General features: G+C 71.2%; 19 protein-coding genes and 2 tRNA genes. 10 read left to right on the top strand and 11 right to left on the bottom strand.

What is annotated here, in order from left to right:
* The first annotated feature begins 35 nt into the window (after nucleotides 1-35).
* From LPC04_RS13560 to LPC04_RS13550, 3 genes are all read left to right on the top strand, one after another.
* A complete protein-coding gene (locus LPC04_RS13560) occupies nucleotides 36-968 on the top strand; it encodes an alpha/beta hydrolase (RefSeq protein WP_275682777.1) in 933 nt (310 codons plus the stop codon).
* A 27-nt stretch (nucleotides 969-995) separates the two neighbouring features.
* The gene (locus tag LPC04_RS13555; RefSeq protein WP_275682776.1) at nucleotides 996-1370 is read left to right on the top strand and encodes a DUF2946 domain-containing protein; all 375 of its coding nucleotides are present in this window, start codon (nucleotides 996-998) and stop codon (nucleotides 1368-1370) included.
* A gap of 141 nt (nucleotides 1371-1511) precedes the next feature.
* Nucleotides 1512-2567 (top strand): transporter, encoded by a 1056-nt coding sequence (locus LPC04_RS13550; RefSeq protein WP_275682775.1) that lies wholly within the window; start codon nucleotides 1512-1514, stop codon nucleotides 2565-2567.
* On the opposite strand, the gene LPC04_RS29075 is transcribed toward LPC04_RS13550, so the two are convergent.
* The 8 genes from LPC04_RS29075 to uvrC all read right to left on the bottom strand — a co-directional run bounded on the left by LPC04_RS29075 (nucleotide 2555) and on the right by uvrC (nucleotide 8814).
* Nucleotides 2555-2644 (bottom strand): PEP-CTERM sorting domain-containing protein, encoded by a 90-nt coding sequence (locus LPC04_RS29075; RefSeq protein ID WP_420854728.1) that lies wholly within the window; start codon nucleotides 2642-2644, stop codon nucleotides 2555-2557. The genes LPC04_RS13550 and LPC04_RS29075 overlap by 13 nt on opposite strands.
* Nucleotides 2645-2786: 142 nt before the next feature.
* Nucleotides 2787-2862: transfer RNA gene (locus LPC04_RS13545), tRNA-His, on the bottom strand.
* A gap of 30 nt (nucleotides 2863-2892) precedes the next feature.
* A complete protein-coding gene (locus LPC04_RS13540) occupies nucleotides 2893-4809 on the bottom strand; it encodes a SurA N-terminal domain-containing protein (protein WP_275682774.1) in 1917 nt (638 codons plus the stop codon).
* A gap of 119 nt (nucleotides 4810-4928) precedes the next feature.
* Nucleotides 4929-5004, bottom strand: a tRNA-Val gene (locus LPC04_RS13535).
* Nucleotides 5005-5057: 53 nt separating this feature from the next.
* Nucleotides 5058-5330 carry an HU family DNA-binding protein gene (locus LPC04_RS13530; RefSeq protein WP_275682773.1) on the bottom strand — a complete coding sequence of 91 codons (273 nt, stop codon included), beginning with the start codon at nucleotides 5328-5330 and terminating at the stop codon, nucleotides 5058-5060.
* 316 nt (nucleotides 5331-5646) lie between these two features.
* Nucleotides 5647-6225: a CDP-diacylglycerol--glycerol-3-phosphate 3-phosphatidyltransferase gene (pgsA, locus tag LPC04_RS13525; protein ID WP_275682772.1), complete on the bottom strand. Its 579-nt coding sequence runs from the start codon at nucleotides 6223-6225 to the stop codon at nucleotides 5647-5649.
* Nucleotides 6226-6284: 59 nt separating this feature from the next.
* Nucleotides 6285-6800 carry a hypothetical protein gene (locus LPC04_RS13520; RefSeq protein WP_275682771.1) on the bottom strand — a complete coding sequence of 172 codons (516 nt, stop codon included), beginning with the start codon at nucleotides 6798-6800 and terminating at the stop codon, nucleotides 6285-6287.
* Nucleotides 6787-8814, bottom strand: a complete 2028-nt coding sequence (uvrC, locus tag LPC04_RS13515) for an excinuclease ABC subunit UvrC (RefSeq protein WP_420854727.1) — start codon at nucleotides 8812-8814, stop codon at nucleotides 6787-6789. Before uvrC ends, LPC04_RS13520 begins: the two co-directional genes overlap by 14 nt.
* A gap of 339 nt (nucleotides 8815-9153) precedes the next feature.
* Here uvrC and earP point away from each other — a divergent pair, with 339 nt between their 5' ends.
* The 3 genes from earP (at nucleotide 9154) to mnmC (ending at nucleotide 13568) form a co-directional block, all read left to right on the top strand.
* On the top strand, nucleotides 9154-10263 hold the full coding sequence (gene earP / locus LPC04_RS13510) for an elongation factor P maturation arginine rhamnosyltransferase EarP (protein ID WP_275682769.1): 1110 nt from the start codon (nucleotides 9154-9156) through the stop codon (nucleotides 10261-10263).
* A 129-nt stretch (nucleotides 10264-10392) separates the two neighbouring features.
* Nucleotides 10393-10944 (top strand): elongation factor P, encoded by a 552-nt coding sequence (gene efp / locus LPC04_RS13505; protein WP_275682768.1) that lies wholly within the window; start codon nucleotides 10393-10395, stop codon nucleotides 10942-10944.
* Nucleotides 10945-11540: 596 nt separating this feature from the next.
* Entirely contained in the window at nucleotides 11541-13568 is a 2028-nt protein-coding gene (mnmC, locus tag LPC04_RS13500; RefSeq protein WP_275682767.1) for a bifunctional tRNA (5-methylaminomethyl-2-thiouridine)(34)-methyltransferase MnmC2/FAD-dependent 5-carboxymethylaminomethyl-2-thiouridine(34) oxidoreductase MnmC1, read from the top strand.
* Here mnmC and LPC04_RS13495 read toward each other — a convergent pair whose 3' ends face one another.
* Entirely contained in the window at nucleotides 13569-14459 is an 891-nt protein-coding gene (locus LPC04_RS13495) for a LysR family transcriptional regulator (RefSeq protein ID WP_275682766.1), read from the bottom strand. It abuts the gene before it with no gap.
* A gap of 72 nt (nucleotides 14460-14531) precedes the next feature.
* On the opposite strand from LPC04_RS13495, the gene LPC04_RS13490 reads away from it, so the two are divergent.
* On the top strand, nucleotides 14532-15767 hold the full coding sequence (locus LPC04_RS13490) for an MFS transporter (RefSeq protein WP_275682765.1): 1236 nt from the start codon (nucleotides 14532-14534) through the stop codon (nucleotides 15765-15767).
* Here the strand turns inward: LPC04_RS13490 and LPC04_RS13485 are convergent.
* Together LPC04_RS13485 and rpiA are read right to left on the bottom strand one after the other, a co-directional pair.
* A complete protein-coding gene (locus LPC04_RS13485; protein WP_275682764.1) occupies nucleotides 15701-16321 on the bottom strand; it encodes a hypothetical protein in 621 nt (206 codons plus the stop codon). The two genes, LPC04_RS13490 and LPC04_RS13485, sit on opposite strands and share 67 nt — an antisense overlap.
* 22 nt (nucleotides 16322-16343) lie before the next feature.
* Complete coding sequence (gene rpiA / locus LPC04_RS13480) at nucleotides 16344-17012, bottom strand: ribose-5-phosphate isomerase RpiA (RefSeq protein ID WP_275682763.1); 669 nt, start codon at nucleotides 17010-17012, stop codon at nucleotides 16344-16346.
* Nucleotides 17013-17085: 73 nt separating this feature from the next.
* Here rpiA and LPC04_RS13475 point away from each other — a divergent pair, with 73 nt between their 5' ends.
* The 3 genes from LPC04_RS13475 to LPC04_RS13465 all read left to right on the top strand — a co-directional run bounded on the left by LPC04_RS13475 (nucleotide 17086) and on the right by LPC04_RS13465 (nucleotide 19194).
* The gene (locus tag LPC04_RS13475; protein ID WP_275682762.1) at nucleotides 17086-17538 is read left to right on the top strand and encodes a hypothetical protein; all 453 of its coding nucleotides are present in this window, start codon (nucleotides 17086-17088) and stop codon (nucleotides 17536-17538) included.
* Between the two features lie 67 nt (nucleotides 17539-17605).
* Nucleotides 17606-18643 (top strand): quinone-dependent dihydroorotate dehydrogenase, encoded by a 1038-nt coding sequence (locus tag LPC04_RS13470; RefSeq protein WP_275682761.1) that lies wholly within the window; start codon nucleotides 17606-17608, stop codon nucleotides 18641-18643.
* Nucleotides 18640-19194: a hypothetical protein gene (locus LPC04_RS13465; RefSeq protein ID WP_275682760.1), complete on the top strand. Its 555-nt coding sequence runs from the start codon at nucleotides 18640-18642 to the stop codon at nucleotides 19192-19194. The genes LPC04_RS13470 and LPC04_RS13465 overlap by 4 nt, the downstream gene beginning before the upstream one ends.
* Nucleotides 19195-19241: the final 47 nt, after the last annotated feature.

The raw sequence follows: 19241 nt of genomic DNA, 5'->3' as shown, positions 1-19241 counted from the left end.
AGTCGGTCACCACCTTCGACCGAGACAAGCTCGCCATGCCGCTGCACCCCCAAGCCCAGGCCTTCGTCGACACGATCAACGCGCTCGACCGGCCGCCGCTCTCGGAGATGACGGTCGAGATGGCGCGCGCCGGCCTGCGGGGATTGCTGCCGCCATCGGACGAAAAGGTCGGTGCGATCGCCGATTTCGAACTTCCCGGCGCCGACGGCCAACCCGTGCGCGCCCGCGCCTACACGCCCCGCGACGCGCGACCCGGGCCGCTGCCGCTGGTCATGTTCCTGCACGGCGGCGGCTGGATCGGCGGCGACCTCGAGAGCCACGACGCCACCTGCCGCGCGCTGGCCAACGCGTCTGGCTGCAAGGTCGTCGCGATCGACTACCGCCTCGCGCCGGAGCACAAGTTCCCGGCCGGACTGAACGACTGCTACGCCGCGCTGCAATGGCTCGCCGTGCACGCGTCCGCGCTGGGCGCCGACCCGGGCCGGATCGCGGTGTGCGGCGACAGCGCCGGCGGCAACCTCGCCGCGTCCGTCGCAATCATGGCCCGCGACCGCGGCGGCCCGGCGCTGGCGTTCCAGGTGCTGGTCTATCCGGTCACGCATCACGCGTTCGACACGCCGTCGTATCGTGAATACGGCCAAGGGTATCTGCTGACGCTCGAGGGCATGCAGTGGAACTGGAACCACTACCTGCCCGACCCCGCCGCGGGCCGCGACCCGCTCGCCTCGCCGCTGCTCGCGCCCGACCTGCGCAGCCTGCCGCCGGCGCTGGTGATCGTCGCCGAGTGCGATCCGCTGTGCGACGAAGGCGAGGCGTACGCGAGGCGCCTGGCCGAAGCCGGCGTGGCCGTCGAATGCCGGCGCTACGACGGCATGCTGCACGCGTTCTTCACGCTGGGACAGGTGTTCGACGACGGCCGCGCGTCCGTCGCGCATGCCGGTGCCGCGTTGCGGCGCGCACTGGCCTGATTCCGGGCAAGGCCTAGAATCGCGGCCATGTCCACGCAACGCGGCCGCCGCACCGTCTCGAGCTGGATCGCCCTGTTCGCGATCCTGCTGGTGAGCTTCGTGCCGACCGTGACGGGCGCGTTCTCCACCGCGAGCGGCCTGCCCTGGGACAGGATCTGCTCGGCCGCGAACGTCGCGTCCGACAAGCGCGCCACGCCGGATTCGCCCGCGTCGCCTCACGCCTTCGAGCACTGCCCGTATTGCGCGCTGCACGCCGACCTGGCGCCGCCGCCCGACCCGCGCATCGCCGACGCCGGCATCGCGCTCGCCTTCCGCGCGTTGCCCCTCGCGTTCACGCGCGCGCCGCGCGGCAACGCGGTCTGGGCCTCCGCCCAACCCCGCGCCCCTCCCCGCTTCGTCTGAGCTTCGCCCCGGGGCGCCGACAAGCGTCGACACCCGCCGTGGCGTGATTCCGTCCGCGCCCGCGGGCGGCCATGATCCGAGGCTTGGTGCGCTGATTGCCTCAGCGCTCGCACACCGGCCTCACGACCCGCACAGACACTCATGACGAAGATCCCCACTCACAGCGCCTTCGCGGCCGCGCTGCTGTCGCTCGCCGCCGGCTCCGCGTCGGCCTGCGCCACCTGCGGCTGCTCGCTGTCCACCGACGCGGCCACCGGCTACCCGACGCGGCCCGGCTGGTCGGTCAGCCTGCAGTTCGACGACATCGACCAGAGCCAGCTGCGCCACGGCAGCAGGGCGGTCTCGACCTCGGCCGTCGCCGCGATCAACGACGCCGGCGGCGACCAGGAGGTCGAGCACGACACCGTCAATCGCTACACGACGCTGGGCATCGCCTACGCGCCCAACGACGACTGGGGCCTGCGCGTGCTCGTGCCCTGGGTCGATCGCGGCCACTCCACCTACGCGTCGGCGACCAACCCCGTCACGCAGGATCAGCTGAGCACGGCCAAGATCAAGGGGCTCGGCGACCTGCGCCTCATGGCCACGTACCAGGGCCTGCTGGAGGAGCGCAACCTCGGCCTGCAGCTGGGCATCAAGCTGCCGACCGGCCACTACGGCGGCGCCAATGCCGACGGCACCGGCGTCGTCGGCCGCCATCCGGCCACGTTCCGGGGCGGCCCGCTGTCGACCAACGACTCGCCCGACAACCTCGTCGACACCAGCCTGCAGCCCGGCACGGGCACGACGGACGTCATCGTCGGCGCCTATTTCCACCAGGCCGTCGCGACCAACATCGACGCCTTCGTCAATGCCCAATACCAGTCGGCGTTCGCCCAGCGCCTGCACGGCGCGGGCCAGGACTTCCGCGTCGGCAACACCACCTTCGCGAGCTTCGGCGCGCGCTACGAGGCGAATCCGGAGGTCGTCCCGCAACTGCAGGTCAACGTCTCGCACAAGAGCGCCGACCAGGGCGCGCTCGCCGACAACCCGGACAGCGCCGGCACCGTCGTCTACCTCAGCCCCGGCGTGACGGGCGTGCTCGGCGATCACGTGCAGGCGTTCGCGTTCGTGCAGCTGCCGGTGGCGAGCCACCTGGTGGGCTACCAGCTCGCACCGCGCTGGACGGGATCCGCGGGCGTGAGCTACTCGTTCTGAGCCCGAAGGGCGCGGGCGCACAGCAACAGCGCCGCCGCGCCCAGCAGCAGCAAGGCCGGCGTCGCGGGTTCGGGGATCGACGACGCCGTGACAAGCGGATGCAGTCCAGCGCCTGGCGATTCCCGAGCGTTCGGGATGACGCGACCGGCGTGCTCAGGGAAGCCCGGGCGAAAAAAAAAGCTCCTGAGGTCGTCAGGAGCTTTTTCTCGAGGGTTCAGGTGGGGTGGCTAATGGGACTCGAACCCACGACAACCAGAATCACAATCTGGGACTCTACCAACTGAGCTATAGCCACCACCGGAGCCAAAGATTATAGCGTGTTTTTTCAGTTGGCGGCCGAAGCGGCTTGCGACGTGAACTTCGCGATGCGGTCGTCGTGGTACTTGACCTTGTAGCGCGCCTTCAGCGAGTCGTACACGGCCTCGCCTTCGGCCTGCTCGAAGGCCTGCGTGAACACGGTCTTGAACTGCGCGGACTCGTTGGCGTCGGGCACGTGCGGCGTCGACTTCAGCACGCGGATGGCCGCGTAGCTGCCGTCCGGCAGCGCGAGTCCGACGGCCGTCGGGCCCTTGGACAGGTCGGCCTTCAGCGCGGCGTCGACGATGGGGCGCGGCACGGCGCCGGTGCGGTCGAGGCGGCTCACGGTGACGGCCTGCGGCAGCGCCAGCGCGGGGTCCTTCTTCGCCTCGGCCACGCGGGCCTCGCCGTCCTTCTGGGCGGCGGCGACGGCCTGGGCGTTGCGCACGGCCGCGACGACCATCTCGCGCACCTCGGCCAGCGGACGCGTGTGCTGCGGCATGTACTCGACGACGTGCGCGGCCGCGAGCTGGTTCGTGCCGGTCTCGACGGCCTCGGTGTTGTGCTTGTTCTTCACCGCATCGGTGGCGAACACGGCCGCGAGCAGCTTGGGCGACGCGAGCGGGCCGGGCGCGCCGGCGGCGGGCACGCGGGTGACGGTGGCCGTCTGCTTGGTCAGCTGGAAGGCCTTGGCCGCCGCGTCGAGGCTGTCGGCCTGCTCGTAGACGGTGTCCTTGAACTTCTCCGCGTCGGCCGAGAACAGCTTCTGCGCCTCCTGCGTCTTCAGCTGGTCCTCGATCTGCGGCTTGACCTCGTCGAAGGACTTGACCGCGCCGCCGCGCACGCCGGTGAGCTTGACGATCTGGAAGCCGCCGTCGATGCGGATGACGTCGCTGATCTGGTCGGGCTTCATCGAGAACAGCGCGTCGTCGAGCGCCGGCACGCCGAGCGCGCCCTTGCGCATGAAGTCGAGGTCGCCGCCTTCGAGCGGGCCGCCGTCCTGCGGGATCTTCCTGGCGGTGTCGGAGAACGCGGCCGGGTTCTTGCGAACCAGGGCGAGCTCGCTGTCGGCCAGCGCCTTGGCCTTGGCCACGTCGGCGGCCGACGCGTTGGGCGCGACCTTGGCGAGGATGTAGCTGGCGCTGCGTTCCTCGGGCGTCGTGAAGCGGCTCTTGTTGGCGTCGTAGTAGCCCTGCACCAGCGTGGGGTCGGCCTTGACCTGCGCCTGCAGCGCGGCCGGCTCGAGCACCAGGTAGTCGATCTTCGCCTGCTCGGGCGCGACGAAGTCGGCGGCGTGAGCCTTGTAGTACGCCTCGACCTCGGCGTCGGTCGGCTGGATCTTCGCGGCGTATTCCTTGACGTCGAAGCGCTGCCACTGGATGTCGCGCTGGTCGAACCAGGCGTCGGTGCCGGCCTTGAACGACGCCGCGGGCAGGAAGCCGCTGATCGCCACGCCCTGCTGCGCCTGCTCGCGCGCCAGCGTCCGGCCGATGTTCTCGAGCAGCCCGTTCCCGCTCAGGCCCTGCTGCGCCAGGACGGCGTCGCGCGTCGCCTTGGGCATCGCGCGCAGCTGTTCGAACTCCGGGTTGGTCTGGTACTCGTGGACGATGCGCTCCTCGCTCACCGCCAGGTTCTCGTGGTTGACGGCAGCCAGCAGCACGCGGTCGCGAACCAGCTTGTCGAGCGACAGGCGCTGCGCCTCCGGCGTGTCGAGCTGCTTGAGGTCGATCTGCGGATTGCGCGCGCGGATCAGGTCGACGTCCTGGCGGCGCTGCGTGTCCCACTCGGCGTGCGAGATGTCGTGGCCGTCCACCGAGGCCACGGGAACGGCCGACTCGTTGGGCTGCAGGTAGCTCTGGAGGCCGACGAAACCGAACACCGGGATGATCACGATGCCCAGCATCACCTGCAGGACACGGTTGTGCGACCGGACGAAATCAAACATGGAAAGCCTCTTGGGACACTGGGGCGAGGCGGGCAGGCCGCCATGGCCAAAACGACAAAGGCGAACTCGGTTGCGGGAGTTCGCCTGGTTAGCCCGGACTGGGGGAAACGATCGGGATGTGGTGGGTGCTGACGGGCTCGAACCGCCGACCTACGCCGTGTAAGGGCGCTGCTCTACCAACTGAGCTAAGCACCCGCTGGAACCTTGCGGCGCGACTGTCCGGATGCGGACGCCGCGCCGGCCGGCCTTCAGTTGACCGCGTCCTTCAGGCCCTTGCCCGGACGGAACTTCGGCACCTTGGCCGACTTGATCTTGATGGGTTCGTTGGTGCGCGGATTGCGGCCGACACGCGCGGCGCGCTTGGTCACGGCAAAGGTGCCGAACCCGACGATCGACACGCTGCCACCCTTTTTCAAGGTGGTCTTCACGCCGCCGATGACCGCCTCCAGCGCGCGGGTTGCCGCGGCCTTGGAGATGTCGGCCTGGCGGGCGATGTGTTCGATCAATTCAGACTTGTTCACGAAGGAACCCCCTCTCGGAAATACGCTGGCGATTGTTTGATGGAAGCGGCCCTGACCGACCGCGGCGAGCCGCCGGAAAGCCGGCGCACGCCGAAAAAAACGTTGGCCTCGACGGCCATGGATGATTACAGACCTTGTGCCCTGACAGTGTCAAGGGAGAGGCGGATTGTATTGGCTTTCGTTACACAGGCTTGCTTGCAGAACCGCGGCACCGTCAGCGCAAACCCTGATTACGGAGAGTCGGGAAGCGAGGCTCGCAGCCGAGCCAAACCGAGCTCCCCCTCGGGGGGCAGCGACGGGAGGAGCGAGGGGGCAGTCACTTCGCCTTTGCACGGATTTCGGGGATGGCCTTCTGCAGGTAATAGACCATCGACCAGATGGTCAGCACGGCCGCAATGACGAGCAGGCCCGTGCCCCACAGGTGGGTGTCGATCAGGCCGAACAGGCGATGCTCGCCGACGCCGTCGTACAGCAGGAACGGGATCGCGACCATCTGCATCGTGGTCTTCCACTTGCCGAGCATGTGCACGGCCACGCTCTTGGACGCGCCGATCTGGGCCATCCATTCGCGCAGCGACGAGATCGCGATCTCGCGGCCGATGATCACCAGCGCGAGCAGCGCGTTGCAGCGATCCAGGTGCACCAGCACCAGCAGCGACGCGCAGACGAGGAACTTGTCGGCCACCGGATCGAGGAAGGCGCCGAAGGCCGAGGTCTGGTCGAGCTTGCGCGCGAGATAGCCATCGAGCCAGTCGGTCAACGCGGTCACCACGAACAGCACCGTCGCGATCAGGTTGCGCATCGGATCCGTGATCGGCAGGTAGAACACGCCGACGATCAACGGGATCGCGACGATGCGCGCCCAGGTCAGCAGAGTGGGGATCGTGAAGAACATCGAGCCATTCTGCCTTGCAATGCGTGACGCCAGGATGTGGGTGTCCGCATCGGCCGGACTCAGTCAAGCACCCGCGGCTTGAAATGGCGGTCGTCGTTGAACAGGAACACCTCGGTGAACTTCCACGGCCCGGGCACGCGCGACGCGTCCCCGAACGGCGCGGCGCGCCTGAGCGCATCGGTCGCGATCTGGATCGTGTCGGTGGCCTGGGTCGGCGTGCGGATGACGCCGATGTGGCGGATGCTGCCGTCGGCGTTGACCTCGAGCTCGAGGACGGGGATCGCCAGCAGGATGTCGGGCGCGCGCGAGGTGTAGGTGATCTTCGGGTTGGCCGCGAGCAGGCGCGCGGCGATCTGCAGCTGGTACTCCTTGACCGACTGCGCGGGCCGCATGTACGGCGCCGGTGCGGGCGCGGGGGCGGGCGTCACGCGCGGCGCGGGCGCGGGGGCCGGCGCGCGCACGGGCTGCGGCGCGGGCGACTGGCAGGCCGAGACGGCGCACAGGCCCAGCCAGGCCGCCGCGCGGCGCAGGCGTCCGGGCGCGCGCGACGCCGTGTCGTTTTCAATGCAGGGCACGGTAGATCTCCTCGGCCAGGGTTCGCGAAATGCCGTCGACGGCCATCAATTCCTCAACGCTCGCGGCCCCCACGCCGCGGACACCGCCAAAACGCTGTAACAACTTCGCGCGTTTCTTTGCACCGATGCCCGGGATCTCCTCGAGCTTGCTGCTGCCGCTGCCGGTGCGCACGCTGGCCCGCTTCGCGCGCATGCCCGTGATCGCGAAGCGGTGCGCCTCGTCGCGGATCTGCGCCACCAGCATCAGCGCGGCGGAGTCGGCCGGCAGCGTCAGCTTCTCGCGGCCGTCGGCGAACACGAGTTCCTCCAGGCCGACCTTGCGGCCCTCGCCCTTCTCGACGCCCACGATGCGCGAGATGTCCAGCCCGAGCGACCGGAAGACCTCGCGCGCCATCGACACCTGGCCGCGCCCGCCGTCCACCAGCACCAGGTCGGGCAGGCGCGCGCTCGACGACCGCTTCGCCGCCGGCGCCTCCGGTTCGCTGTCCGCTGCAACGGCCGGTTCGTCCAGCGCGGCGTCGACCAGCGGCTCCTCGCTGCCCGTGCTTTCGGCAGCGAGCGGCGCGCCGGTCAGCGGGTCGGACTGCGCATCGGCCGCCACGTCCTGCGAGACCTCCTGCGCGACCACCGGCGCCACGCCGAAGCGCGAGTAGCGCCGCGTCAGCACCTGGCGCATCGCGGCGTAGTCGTCGCCGCCGATGATGCCGGTGATGTTGAAGCGCCGGTACTGCGCGCTCTGCATCTTGTGGCCTTCGTAGACCACGCAGGACGCCTGCGTCGCCTCGCCCGCGGTGTGCGAGATGTCGAAGCATTCGATGCGCAGCGTGTCGAGATCGTCTGGCACCAGGTCGATCGCGTCGGCCAGTGCGCGGGTGCGCTCGCGCTGCGAGCCTTCCTCGGCCAGCAGGCGGCCGAGCGCGAGGTCGGCGCCCTTCTCGCACATCTCGAGCCAGATGCGGCGCTGCTCGCGCGGGTTGGACTGCACGGCGATCTTCATGCCCGTCTGCTGCGACAAGGCCTCGACCAGCGACCTGGACACGGCATGACTCGTCACCCACTGCGGCGGCGGCGCGCTGCCGATGTAGTGCTGCGCGATGAAGGCCTCGAGCACCTGCACCGCGGGCTCGACGGGCTCGGCGACCGCGTCGTCGTCGACCTCCAGCCCGCCGACTATGGCCGTGGCGTCCTCGACGTGGGTCGGGAAGTACGCGCGGTCGCCCAGGTGGCGGCCGCCGCGCACCATCGCGAGGTTGACGCAGGCGCGTCCGCCCTGCAGCTTGACGGCGAGGATGTCGACGTCCTTGTCGCGCGCCGACAGGCTCGACTCGTCCATCGCCTGCTGGTGCAGCACGCGCGACAGCGCCGAGATGCGGTTGCGGTATTCGGCCGCGCGCTCGAACTCGAGCGCGTCGGCGTGCTTCATCATCGACGTCTGCAGCTCCGTCATGACGGTCTCGTGGTCGCCCAGCAGGAAGCGCTCGGCGTCGCTGACGTCGCGTGCGTAGTCGGGTGCGGAGACGAGCCCGACGCACGGGCCCGAGCAGCGCTGGATCTGGTACAGCAGGCAGGGCCGCGAGCGGTTGGCGAAGACGGTGTCCTCGCAGGTGCGCAGCTTGAACACCTTCTGGATCAGCTGGATCGTCTCCTTGACGGCCCACGCGCCCGGATACGGCCCGAAGTACTTGTGCTTGCGGTCGACGGCGCCGCGGTAGTAGGCCACGCGCGGGAACGGGTGCGAGACGAGCCGCAGGTACGGGTAGCTCTTGTCGTCGCGGAACAGGATGTTGAACTTCGGGTTCAACGTCTTGATCAGGTTGTTCTCGAGCAGCAGCGCCTCGGCCTCGGTGCGCACGACCGTGGTCTCGAGCCGCGCGATGCGCCCGATCATGTGGCCGATGCGCGTGCCGCCGTGATCCTTCTGGAAGTAGCTCGCGACACGGCGCTTCAGGTTGCGCGCCTTGCCGACGTAGAGCACGGTGGAGGCGACGTCGAAGTAGCGATAGACGCCAGGCATCGCCGGCAGCGCGTTGACCTCGGCGAGCAGCTTGTCGCGCGCGACACGCGCTGCCTCGACGGCCGCGCGGTCGGCCTCCTCGGCCCGGCTGGCGCGCGTGTCCTCGGCGGCCGAGCTCTCGATCCAGGCCTCGACGTCCTCGGCGCTTCCGAGCTGGGCCGACGAGACGGGGAACGCCGTCGGGCCGCCCTTCTTGGCGACGGCGGCGGGAATCTTGGCGTCGCCCGGCGACGGCTTCGAGGATGGAGAACGGGGCATGAGCCCGTCATTGTGCCGCGCCGCGCCGGGGCATGTCGTCACCGCAAGAAACGGGAAACATGCCTGCGTATGATCGCCGCGATGCCCGCTTCATCCATCGCCACGCCCGCGCTGCTGTGGGACGTCTTCTGCCGCGTCATCGACAACTTCGGCGACATCGGCGTCTGCTGGCGCCTGGCCTGCAACCTGGCCGAGCGCGGCCAGCGCGTGCGGCTGTGGATCGACGACACGACCGCGCTGCGCTGGATGGCGCCCGACGGCCACGACGGCGTCGAGGTGGCGGCCTGGCTCGCGGCGACGAGCTTTCCGCCGCCCGGCGACGTCGTCGTCGAGGCCTTCGGCTGCGACCCCGCGCCGGCCTTCCTCGCCGCGATGGCCGCCGCCGATCGTCCGCCCGTGTGGATCAACCTCGAGTACCTCAGCGCCGAGCCCTACGTCGAGCGCAGCCACGCGCTCGCGTCGCCGCAGATGAGCGGCCCGGCGCGCGGCCTGGCGAAGTGGTTCTTCTATCCCGGCTTCACGGCGGTCACCGGCGGCCTGCTGCGCGAGCCGGCGCTGTCCGCCGAGCAGGCCGTGTTCGACCGCGACGCGTGGCTCGCCGCGCAAGGCCTCGGGCTGCGCGACGGCGAGCGCCTGGTCAGCGTGTTCTGCTATCCCGGCGCGCCGGTCGATCGGCTCGCCGCGTCGCTGGCCGCCGACGGCCGGCCCACGCTGCTGGCCACCGCGCCCGGCGCGGCCACCGGCGCCGTGCGCGCCGCGCTGGCGACGCTGGGCGAGCCGGCGGCCTTGCGCCAGCACCCGCTGCCCTGGCTGACGCAGTCCGGCTTCGACCGCCTGCTGTGGGCAGCCGACCTCAACTTCGTGCGCGGCGAGGATTCCTGGGTGCGCGCCCAATGGGCCGGCAGGCCCTTCGTCTGGCAGGCCTATCCGCAGGACGACGGCGCGCACGGCCCGAAGATCGGCGCCTTCCTGGCCCTGTCGCTGGCCACGGCGGCGCCGGACGCCGCGGAGACGATCCGCGACTGGACCGCCGCCTGGAACGCGCTCGACGACCCCGCCGCCGCGCTGCCGGCCTGGACGCCGCAGGCCCTGGCCGCCACCGGCGCGGCCGCCCGCGCGTGGCGTGACCGATTGACGGGCTCCGCCGACCTCGTCACGCGCCTGCTCGCCTTTGTCCGCGAAAAGCGCTAAAATACAGGGCTTTGCGTTACGTCAGCGGCAGGATGTCCGGCTGCGCGAGCGAACGCCGATGACCGGTCCTCTTGGCCGTCCGGCTGTTCCGTCCTCGACCAACAGTAACGCAGCTCTGGAAATCGACCCATGAAAATCGCTCAGGAAATCCGCGCCGGCAACGTCATCATGCAGGGCAAGGACCCGATGGTCGTGCTGAAGACCGAATACAGCCGCGGTGGCCGCAACGCCGCCACCGTGCGCATGAAGATGAAGAACCTGCTCAACGGTTCCGGTGCCGAAGTCGTCTTCAAGGCCGACGACAAGATGGACCAGATCATCCTCGACAAGAAGGAATGCACCTACACGTACTTCGCCGACCCGATGTACGTGTTCATGGACGCCGAGTACAACCAGTTCGAGGTCGAAGCCGAGAACATGGGCGACGCCATCAACTACCTCGAAGACAACATGACCTGCGAAGTCGTGTTCTACGACGGCAAGGCCATCTCGGTCGAAATGCCCACCAGCGTCGTGCGCGAGATCACCACCGAGCCGGCCGTCAAGGGCGACACCTCGGGCAAGGTCATGAAGCCGGGCAAGATCGCCACGGGCTTCGAGATCTCGGTGCCGATGTTCGTCGAATCGGGCGACAAGATCGAAATCGACACGCGCACGCACGAGTACCGCAAGCGCGTCTGAGCCCTCCGAGGCTTCGCGCGAAGAGCGCCTGCCGGCAGATGCCGCAGGCGCTTTTTCTTTGCACTTCTCGTTGGGGTCGGGCCCTCGTTGGGGTCAGGTCTTGCCTTTTGCCTTCCGGCCCTCGTTGGGGTCACGCCCTCGTTGGGGTCAGGTCTTGCCTTTTGCCTTCCGGCTGGGGTCAGGTCTTGCCTTTTGCCTCTCGTCCACCTATGGAAAGCGACCTTGCACGCAATTTCGAGACGGCAAATCGAGCCTCGACTTTTCTGTGCAGGAGCGGCCAACTACCCCGTGCAGCCACGGGCAAAAGGCAAGACCTGACCCCACAGCGGAGGCAAAAGGCAAGACCTGACCCCAGCCAGCTTGCAGCCACGGGCAAAAGGCAAGACCTGACCCCACAGCGGAGGCAAAAGGCAAGACCTGACCCCAGCCAGCTCTGACCCCAGCTAGCTCGCAGCCAGCTTGACCCCAGCCAGCTCGCGTGACCCCAGCTCCCGCCTCCCCTGACCCCAGCTCCTCACGACTGCGATCGACGAGTCAGCGCGAAGCGAGGAGATGCCGGAGCCCTCGCGCCCGTGTCCGCGACAATCGCACCCGCCATGAAGCACGCGCCCATCGTCCCCGCCGAGATCGACTTCAGCGATCCGCTGTCGCCGCGCTCGCCGCGCTTCGACGACCGCTATCACGCGGCGTACGGCGCATTCGAGCAGGCGGCGCACGTGTTCCTGGGCGGCAACGGGCTGCCCGCGCGCTGGCAGGGGTGCGACGCCTTCACGATCCTGGAGACCGGCTTCGGCCTGGGCAACAACTTCCTCGCGACCTGGGCCGCGTGGCGCGCCGATCCGCAGCGCAGCGCGCGCCTGCGCTTCGTGTCGATCGAGAAGCACCCGCTGCGATTCGACGACCTGCGCCGCGCGCTCGCCGGTTCGAGCGAGCCCGCGCTCGCCGCGCAGCTGTGCGAGGCCTGGCCGCCGCTGACGCCCGACCTGCACCTGCTGTCGTTCGACGAGGGCCGCGTCGAGCTGCTGCTGGCGCTGGGCGACGCGAGCGAGCGGCTGCGCGAGATCGTCGCGAGCGTCGACGCGTTCTACCTCGACGGCTTCGCGCCCGACCGCAATCCGCAGATGTGGTCGCCCGGCATCTTCAAGGCCTTGTCGCGCCTGGCCGCGCCGGGCGCGACGGCGGCCACGTGGAGCGCCGCGCGCGCCGTGCGCGACGGCCTGCAGCAGGCCGGCTTCGCGTGGCGCGCGGCAGACGGCATCGGCGGCAAGCGCCACGTCACGCTCGCGACGTTCGAACCGCGCGCGCCGCTGCGCAAGCCCGTCGCGCGCACCGGCGATCCGCGCACGAGGACGGTGGCCATCGTCGGCGGCGGCCTCGCGGGCGCGGCGTGCGCGCGGGCGCTCGCGCGCGAGGGCCTGCGCTGCACGGTGTTCGACCGCCAGGCGCAGCCCGCGAGCGCCGCCTCGGGCAATGTCGCGGGCCTGTTCCATGGCGTCCTGCATCCCGAGGACGGCATGCACGCGCGCGCGCACCGCGCGGCCGCGCTTGCCGCGCGTGACGCGCATGCGCGCGCGATCGTGGCCGGCGTCGAGGGCCAGTGCGCGGGCCTCGTGCGGCTGGTGCCCGAGCATGCCGACCCTGCGCCGTTGCTCGGCGAGCTCGCCCGCAGCGGACTGCCCGCCGACTACCTGCAGGCCTGGTCGGCCGACCAGGTCGAGGCCGCCGGCGGGCCGGCCTGCGCGGCGTGGTTCTATCCGGGCGGCGGCTGGATCGCGCCCGCCGAACTCGCGCGCTGGTGGCTGCGCGGCGACGGCATCGCGTGGCGCGGCAACGCCAGCGTGGCGCGCCTCGAGCGCCGCGAAGACGGCTGGCACCTGTTCGACGCCTCCGGCGCGCCGCTCGCGACCGCGGACGCCGTCGTCCTCGCCAACGCCGGCGACGCGACGGCACTGTGGTCGCGCGCGACCGACGCGCAGGGCCGCGCGCTCGCTGCCGATGCGAGCTGGATCGCCCCGCTCGCGATGACGCGCGGCCAGGTCAGCATCGTCGCCGCCGACACGCCGGGCCTGCGTCCGCCGGCGTGGCCCATCGCCGGCGCGGGCTACGCGTTGACGTTGAAGGACGGCGCCGTGATGTGCGGCGCCACGACCACCGCCGACGACCCCGACACCGACGTGCGCCTCGCCGACCACGCGCACAACCTGCGCCAGCTCGCGGCCGTCACCGGCTCGCGGCTGAAGGCGCCGCTGCCCGAATGGGTGGCGCCGGCCGACGACGACGAGCACCTCGCCGCGACCCTGGTGGCGCGCGGCCGCCTGCACGGGCGCGTCGGCTGGCGCGCGACCGCCGCCGACCGCCTGCCGCTGGTGGGCGCGGTGCCGCTGCAGCCGCCGGACGGCGACGCCGCCCTGACCGACCAGCCGCGCCACTGGCCGCGCGTGCCGGGCCTGTTCGTCGTCTCGGGCCTCGGCTCGCGCGGCCTCACGTGGGCGCCGCTGGCCGGCCGCCTCATCGCGAGCTGGATCGCCGACGCGCCCTATCCGCTGCCGGCCGACCTCGTCGACGCGCTCGACCCCGCGCGCTTCTGCACGCGCCGGGTGCGCGCGTCACGCCGGCCGGGCTGATCACCTCGCTTCGCGGAACGTCATCAGCGTGTCCAGCACGCGGCGTGTCGGCGCTGCCAGTTGCTCCAGCGGCCGATGCGCGACGCCGAGCCGGCGCACCAGCGCGGGCCGCAGCGGACGCACCTGCAGCCGGCCGCCCAGCGTCTCGTCCGGGTGTTCGAAGGGCAGCACCGACACGCCGTAGCCCGCGGCCACCAGCTGGCGCGTGATCTCGTTGATCGTGACCTCGACGCGCAGCCTGGCGCGCAGCCCCGCGTTGGCAAGCCAGGCATGCACGGCCTGTGCGACGTGCGTGGCCGGCTCGTCGAGGATCAGCGGCTGCTTCGCGAGCCACGCCGGCGTCACGGCGGCCGGCGCCTTGCACGCGGCCGGCAGGATCGCCATGATCGGCGTGCGCCGCATCGGCGTCAGCGCCAGCGTCGGATAGCCCGTCTGCGGCAGCGCGACGAGCGCGAGGTCGGCGTCGTCGGTGAAGAGCCTGGCCATCAGCGCCGCCGACGTGCCGAGCGTCAGCTGCACGTCGATGTTCGGATGCGCCGCCTCGAACGCCTCGACGAGCTTGGGCAGCAGGTAGGTGGTGGCGCCAGCCGAGCACGCGAGGCGCACGCGGCCCTCCTGGCCGTCGCGGTGGCGCTGGACGGCCGCGACCGCGTCGTCGGCCTCGCGCAGCAGTCGGCGCGCGCGGGCCACGAGGTCGGCCCCGGCGGCCGTGGGCGTCACGCGGCGCGGGCCGCGCAGCAGCAGCGGCGTGCCGAGCCGGCCCTCCAGCTCGCTGATGTGCAGGCTGACCGTCGGCTGCGCGAGATGCAGCGCGCGACCAGCCGCGGAGAAGGTGCCGAGGTCGGCGATCGCGACGAGCGTGCGCAGTTGGTCGAGGTTCAGTTCTCTCATCATCTTTCCTGATAGCTTTGGCCAGGAATCTCGACTTCCCCGATGCCACGGCCGACGGCAGCATAGCCTGCCATGAACACCGACGCCACCCGCCCGCTACCGCCGCACGTCCACGCCCTCGTCGCGCTGTGCGTGCTCAATCACGTCGCCCTGTCCGGCAGCCGGGTCGCGCTCGCGCTGCAGGCGCTGCGGCTGGGCGTGCCGTCGGTCGGACTCGCGCTGATGCTGGCGCCCTTCGCGCTGGCCTCCACGCTGGCAGCGCTGCCGCTGGGCCGCTGGGTCGACCGCGTCGGCGCGCGCGTGCCGGCGCTCGCGGGCATGGCGACGACGACGATCGGGCTGGCCGCCGCGGCGTGGCGCCCGCAAGTCGCCGTGCTGACGCTGGCAGCCGCGCTCGTCGGCCTCGGCTACACCGCCTCGCTGATCGCGCTGCAGGGCGAGCTCGCGCGCGACCGCGACGAGCGCACGCGCCAGTCCGGCTTCGCCGGCTTCGCGATCGGCACCGCGGCCTCGGGCGGCTTCGGGCCGTTCCTGGCCGGGCAATGCATCGCGCGCACCGGCGTACAGGCGGCATTCGGCGCGCTGGCACTGGTGTCGTTCGCCGCCTGGTGCGGCGGCATGGCGAACTCGCGCCGACTGATCGCGACGCGGACGGCCGCGCCCGGCGCGCGGGCAGCGCTGTTCTCGCGCGCCACATTCGCCGGACTCGGCGGCCTGCGGCGCCTGATGCTGGCCGACCTGCTGATGGCCTTCGCCTGGAACGCCAACGGCTTCGTCGCGCCGCTGGTCGGCCAACGCCACGGCTGGCCGGCCGACACCGTCGGCAACCTGCTCGGCTGCTTCGGCGCCGCGGTGATGCTCGTGCGCGCGCTGCCGGACTCGTTGCGCGCGCGCGGGGGCGACTGGCGCGTGATCGCGCGTGCGCTGGCGATCAGCGGCGGGGCGCTCGCGCTGCTGCCGCTGGCCAGCGGCGCGCTCGGGCCCTACGTCTTCGAAGCCCTGTTCGGCGGCGGGCTGGGCTGCGCGCTGCCGTCGGTGCTCGCGTTGATCGAGCAACGCACGCCGCCGGGACGACGCGCCGAGGTGCTGGGCCTGCGCCAGGCGGTGCTAGGGCTGGGCGCCGCGACCCTGCCGACCGCGCTCGGCGCGCTGGTGGCCGCGACGGGGCTCGTGGGCGCGCTGCTCGGATTGGGCGGCGCGCTACTGGCGGCCGGCGCCACGATCGCGCCGCGCGGCAACGCTCAGTCGGCCGGCATCGTCGCGCGGATCCGCGCGAGCAGGTCCGCGACGCCACCCGGCACGTCCTGACGCGGCATCACGAAGGTCGCGAAGGCGTTGCCGCCATCGTCCTCGACGTGGAACGACAGCACGACATCGCGTCCCGACGACCGCCCGCCGGAGCGGTTCCGGATCGCGAACGGCTTGAGCGCCCGCGTCGCGCGCGCGCGGCGCCAGATCGCCCGGAAGGCCGCGACGTCCAGCGGCGCCTCGCCGCGCTGGAGCACGCGCTCGTCGTCGCCGTCCTCCTCGAAGACGTACCAGGCCGCTGTCGCCGCGCCGTCGGCCAGCGACAGCGTCGCCTGGGTCGTCACGCGCCGTTGCGTCGAGGAATAGCGGATCTTGTGTGGCCGGCCGGGCACGAAGCGCGGCACCGGCCGCAGCAGCGCCAGCGTCAGCCAGGCGAGTGCGGCGACCACGCCGGCGAACAGCGGCAGGCTCAGCAGCGACCACGCGCCCCAGCCGTGGAACATGCCCACCGCCGACAAGAGCGCCCAGAATCCCAGCACCGCGGCGACTTCCCGCGCGCCCCAGCGCGCGAGACGGCCGCGCGCCTCGCGCCACCAGGTGCTGTCGGCCCGCAACGGCGTGCGCTCCGGAAGGGCCTCAGTCGCGGTCGTAAGTCAGCGTCTGCACGCCCGACGATGTCCCCAGCAGGCACACGTCCGCGCGATGGCGCGCGAAGATCCCCACGCTGACCACGCCCGGCCACTGGTTGATCTCGCGCTCGAGCGCCTCGGGGTCGGTGATGGACAGGCCGCGCACGTCGATGATGGGGTGGCCGTTGTCGGTGAGCACGTTGGCACGCACGCTCGGCTGGCCGCCCATCGCGGCGAAGCGGCGCATGATCTGCGCGACGGCGATGGCGATGACCTCGACCGGCAGGGGGAAGCGCCCCAGCACGTCGACGCGCTTCGATTCGTCGGCGATGCAGACGAACTTGTCGGCCAGGTCGGCGCAGATCTTCTCGCGCGTCAGCGCCGCGCCGCCGCCCTTGATCATGCAGCCGTGCGCGTCGATCTCGTCGGCGCCGTCGACGTAGACGCCCAGGCGGGTGACGTCGTTGGCTTCCAGCACCGGGATGCCCAGCGCCTTCAGCCGCGCCGTGCTCTGCACCGAGCTCGACACCGCGCCCGCCACGCGCACCGGCATGCGCCCGAGCGCGTCGATGAAGTGGTTGACGGTGGAGCCGGTGCCCACGCCGACGATGCTGCCGGGTTGGACGTAGGCGATGGCGGCCTGGCCGACGAGGGCCTTGAGTTCGTCTTGGGTCATGGCGCGATTATCCCCGGCGCGGCCGGCCGGTTGCCGGAAAGTCTGGGTGCGGCGCTCTGGTACAAAGCCGCCCATGGTGGACATCGCCCTCGTCGTCGCGCAGGCACTCCTCGTCGCGCTCCTGTGGACGCACGACTGGATCCCGCTCGGCCGCTTCAACGACGTCGCCGCGGTGCGCGGCGCGGACTCCACCGCGCGGCTCGTCGCCGTCACGCTGATCCAGAGCCTGCCGTTCACCGTGCTGCTCGCGCTGTGCCTGGCGCACTGGGGCGAGCCGCGGCCGCACGGGCTGACGCTCGCGCTGTGGATCGCGTACTCGATCCTGCTGGCCGGCGAACTGCGCGGCTGGTGGTGGCCGTACCTCGTGCGGCCCGACCCGGCGCGCGCGGCGCGCTACCGCACGATGTTCGGCCGCACGCATGCGTTCCTGCCGGTGCGCAATGGCTTCGCGCCCAACACGGCGCATGTCGCGCTGCACGCGTGCACGGCGCTGACGCTGATCCTGCTGGCGTTCGCGCCGCGCTGATGGCGCGCCGCGGCGCGCCATCGGGGACAATGCGGCACCGTCCCCGTTTCGCGCCACCTCAGCCTCCATGTCGCTCGTCCCGTACGCCCTCACCCGCCCCTTCCTGTTCGGCCTCGACCCGGAGCACGCCCACGAGATCGCGCTGGACGCGATCGCGCGGCTGCAGAACACGCCGCTGCAATGCCTGTGGTCCGAGGCGCGGGTCGACGATCCGGTGACCCTCGCCGGACTGAAGTTCCCGAACCGCGTCGGCCTGGCCGCGGGCCTCGACAAGAACGGCCGCTGCATCGACGGCCTGGGCGCGATGGGCTTCGGCTTCATCGAGGTCGGCACGGTCACGCCGAAGGCGCAGCCGGGCAACCCGAAGCCGCGCATGTTCCGCCTGCCCGAGGCCGGCGCGCTGATCAACCGCCTGGGCTTCAACAACCTCGGGCTGCCGGCCTTCCTCGACAACGTCAAGCGCGCGCGCACCTTCCGCGCGGCCGGCGGCATCCTCGGCCTGAACATCGGCAAGAACGCCGCGACGCCGATCGAGAACGCCACCGACGACTACCTGATCGGCCTGGCCGGCGTCTATCCGCACGCCGACTACGTCACCGTCAACATCTCCAGCCCCAACACCAAGAACCTGCGCGCGCTGCAGAGCGACGAGGCCCTCGACGCGCTGCTGGGCGCGCTGACCGAACGCCGCGCCGCGCTCGCCAGGGAGCACGGCCGCCAGGTGCCGATGTTCCTGAAGATCGCGCCCGACCTCGACGAGGGCCAGGTCCACGTCATCGCCGCCACGCTGGGCCGGCACGGCATGGACGGCGTCATCGCCACCAACACGACAATCTCGCGCGACGCGGTCAAGGGCCTGAAGCACGCGGAAGAAGCCGGCGGGCTGTCCGGCAAGCCGGTGCTCGAATCCAGCAACCACGTGATCCGCCAGCTGCGCGGCGAGCTCGGCCCGAAGTTCCCGATCATCGGCGTGGGCGGCGTGATGTCGGGCGCGGATGCAAAGTCCAAGATCGCGGCGGGCGCGGACCTCGTGCAGATCTACACCGGCCTGATCTACCAGGGCGCGCCGCTGGTGCGCGACGCGGCGCTGGCCATCAAGCGATGACGCGCACGCTGCAAGCGCTGGCGGTCATGCTGGCCCTGGCGGCCACCGGCGTCTCGACGGAGGCAGCCGCCGCCGACAAGCTTGCCTCGCCTCCGGCGTTCGTACACGACGTGCGCATCGAACAGATCGCCGAGGCATATGCCAAGGATGCGGTCGACGATGCCCGCGACAAGCACGCCGTCGCGTTGGACGGCTCGGAGAAGAGCATCCAGTGGGTGGAACGCATCCTGTCGTCGATGCACGACGCCTACGCGCGCGCGCAGCCCAAGCCGTCCGAGGACGTGGTGATGTCCTACGCCAAGGCCTACGGCAGCTACATCGGCGAGGTCTATCGACACCAACACGGCGGCGAGTGGGGCATCGTCACACTCGGCGGACAGTCGTTCCCCGGCATGCAGGCCGGCGGAAGCGGAGGCACGTTCTGGCCCTGGGGCCGCGTGCGGAATCGACTGGTCAACGGGCCGGAAGACAACGTGGCGGACTACTACGCCGTGCTCCTCAAGCCGACCGCCCCGGCGCCGGAAGCGGCATCGGCGCCGGCCGGCAAATGACGACGGGGCCGCGCAGGCCCCGTCCTCATGCGGCGAGCAGCGTCTCG

Source organism: Scleromatobacter humisilvae (assembly GCF_023231945.1).
In the GTDB taxonomy this organism is placed as follows: Bacteria; Pseudomonadota; Gammaproteobacteria; order Burkholderiales; family Burkholderiaceae_C; genus Scleromatobacter; species Scleromatobacter humisilvae.
This window is presented reverse-complemented; position numbering and strand designations above follow the sequence as displayed.

Excerpts from the sequence above, each read along its gene's own strand:
- LPC04_RS13560 (WP_275682777.1), top strand. The coding sequence starts at position 36 with ATGCCGCTGCACCCCCAAGCCCAGGCCTTCGTCGACACGATCAACGCG.
- LPC04_RS13555 (WP_275682776.1), top strand. The coding sequence starts at position 996 with ATGTCCACGCAACGCGGCCGCCGCACCGTCTCGAGCTGGATCGCCCTG.
- LPC04_RS13550 (WP_275682775.1), top strand. The coding sequence starts at position 1,512 with ATGACGAAGATCCCCACTCACAGCGCCTTCGCGGCCGCGCTGCTGTCG.
- LPC04_RS13540 (WP_275682774.1), bottom strand. The coding sequence starts at position 4,809 with ATGTTTGATTTCGTCCGGTCGCACAACCGTGTCCTGCAGGTGATGCTG.
- pgsA (WP_275682772.1), bottom strand. The coding sequence starts at position 6,225 with ATGTTCTTCACGATCCCCACTCTGCTGACCTGGGCGCGCATCGTCGCG.
- uvrC (WP_420854727.1), bottom strand. The coding sequence starts at position 8,814 with ATGCCTGGCGTCTATCGCTACTTCGACGTCGCCTCCACCGTGCTCTAC.
- earP (WP_275682769.1), top strand. The coding sequence starts at position 9,154 with ATGCCCGCTTCATCCATCGCCACGCCCGCGCTGCTGTGGGACGTCTTC.
- efp (WP_275682768.1), top strand. The coding sequence starts at position 10,393 with ATGAAAATCGCTCAGGAAATCCGCGCCGGCAACGTCATCATGCAGGGC.
- mnmC (WP_275682767.1), top strand. The coding sequence starts at position 11,541 with ATGAAGCACGCGCCCATCGTCCCCGCCGAGATCGACTTCAGCGATCCG.
- LPC04_RS13495 (WP_275682766.1), bottom strand. The coding sequence starts at position 14,459 with ATGAGAGAACTGAACCTCGACCAACTGCGCACGCTCGTCGCGATCGCC.
- LPC04_RS13490 (WP_275682765.1), top strand. The coding sequence starts at position 14,532 with ATGAACACCGACGCCACCCGCCCGCTACCGCCGCACGTCCACGCCCTC.
- rpiA (WP_275682763.1), bottom strand. The coding sequence starts at position 17,012 with ATGACCCAAGACGAACTCAAGGCCCTCGTCGGCCAGGCCGCCATCGCC.
- LPC04_RS13475 (WP_275682762.1), top strand. The coding sequence starts at position 17,086 with ATGGTGGACATCGCCCTCGTCGTCGCGCAGGCACTCCTCGTCGCGCTC.
- LPC04_RS13470 (WP_275682761.1), top strand. The coding sequence starts at position 17,606 with ATGTCGCTCGTCCCGTACGCCCTCACCCGCCCCTTCCTGTTCGGCCTC.
- LPC04_RS13465 (WP_275682760.1), top strand. The coding sequence starts at position 18,640 with ATGACGCGCACGCTGCAAGCGCTGGCGGTCATGCTGGCCCTGGCGGCC.